The sequence below is a fragment of the Streptomyces sp. NRRL F-5122 genome (assembly GCF_001507435.1).
GTDB lineage: Bacteria > Actinomycetota > Actinomycetes > Streptomycetales > Streptomycetaceae > Streptomyces > Streptomyces lannensis.
In genome coordinates this window covers 1-1,429 of sequence record NZ_LMWH01000072.1, presented here as the reverse complement: position 1 = coordinate 1,429, position 1,429 = coordinate 1, and the positions used below count along the sequence as shown (strand labels likewise).

Annotated in this window: 2 protein-coding genes; one reads left to right on the top strand and one right to left on the bottom strand. The window is 59.6% G+C overall.

All coding sequences use genetic code 11. From position 1 onward, the window contains the following. A partial coding sequence (locus ADL25_RS45975) for a transposase (RefSeq protein ID WP_159044910.1) occupies window positions 1-216 on the bottom strand: 216 nt, incomplete at its 3' end. A 214-nt stretch (window positions 217-430) separates the two neighbouring features. On the opposite strand from ADL25_RS45975, the gene ADL25_RS45970 reads away from it, so the two are divergent. Beyond that, window positions 431-1,333 carry a S1 family peptidase gene (locus tag ADL25_RS45970; protein WP_079050292.1) on the top strand — a complete coding sequence of 301 codons (903 nt, stop codon included), beginning with the start codon at window positions 431-433 and terminating at the stop codon, window positions 1,331-1,333. Window positions 1,334-1,429 lie beyond the last annotated feature (96 nt).

The following is a 1,429-nucleotide window of genomic DNA, read 5'->3' as shown; positions in this document are numbered from 1 at the left end:
ACGATGTGCGGTGGCCGGCGAGACGCCGAAACTCTCCGGTAGATGCCGCCATGCACAACCGCTGGTCAGCACGTAGACCACGGCCGTGAACACGGCCCGCTCGTCGACCGGAGTCGTCCCTCCTCCCTGCGGACGCGCGGAGAACGAAGGCAGCAACGGATCAACCAGCGACCAGAGTCCGTCAGGAACCAACCGCTGAGACTGCCCAACACCCATGACAAAGCATCATGCCGCATCAACCTGACACCACGTGAGACAAGCTCTAAGCGTTGAACGGGAGCTGGCAGCCGTTTTAGATGCGCCAGCCGTCTCATTTGTGTTGATTCATGGCCAAGAGGAGAGGTACTCCTTCCACCACTGTGGGCTTCAGGTAAGGCCTCAACTCGGCAACTGGCAAGCGCACACGGTGTAGCCTTAGTGTTTCTTCATCATGGATGAGGAAACACTTGATCGCGGACTGGATGACGGGCTTAGCCCAGGCCGCGAACGCTTCATGGACGTCCCCGAGTTGGCATCACTCCACCTGGAACTGGTCAGCTCGGGAGGTAAGAGAGCTGGCCACGCCACCGGGTTTGTCATGCGTGATAAGACAGGCCAGCCGTACCTGATTACCAACCGACACGTGTTCACTGCGCGCAACAGTAAGGACGACGACAAAGTTCGTTCAGGCGGTATAGCGCCTTCAGTCGTGGTCCTGCCTATCATGCCAGCTGATCACCGTTCTCCCTGGGTTCCACTGGTCTGCCGGCTCGGCGATGACGACGGCAGGCCCCTGTGGCGAGAACACCCAACGTACGGTAAGCGGTTCGACGTTGTGGCTCTTCCGCTTGATCTGGACGAATCCCGTATCGACCTTGTCACTATGCCGCGAGTGGCACCGCTGGCTTACCTGGATCTGACCAGCGAACTGTTCGTTGTCGGCTTCCCCATCGGATTCGATCCAGTCCTGAGCGGGGCAGGCCCGGTTGGGGTGTGGGCTCGCGGAACCATTGCCTGGAGACCGACTTGGGACTGGGAAGGTCTGCCATCCTTTCTGCTGGACTGCCGTGCCCGTCCAGGCCAATCCGGATCACCTGTCGTATTCCAAGCCGACGAGTTCACCTCGTTTCGCGGCGCCGATGGCACGATCAAGAAAGGCCCGGCTTGGGAGTTCGTCGGGGTTTACAGTGGACGAACCCATGAACACAGCGACATCGGCATCGTGTGGAAGCGCGCAGCTGTTATTGAGTTGATCGACCAGGGTGTTCAGCCAACTGTAGACGACTACTGGGTGCCCGAATTTCCAGCAGTCTTTCATCCAGCGGGTTTGCAACTGCCGACAGATGATACTTGATCAGTATCCACCACGGAGCCGGGACAGGCGCCCTCGCTGCTCCTGCTTTTGCACATCCCAGGATGGGAACGAAGCGGCCCTGGCAGGGTCAGTCCC

What these genes read in the sequence shown, in the direction of transcription:
- ADL25_RS45970 (WP_079050292.1), top strand. Translation starts at nt 431, where the DNA reads ATGGATGAGGAAACACTTGATCGCGGACTGGATGACGGGCTTAGCCCA.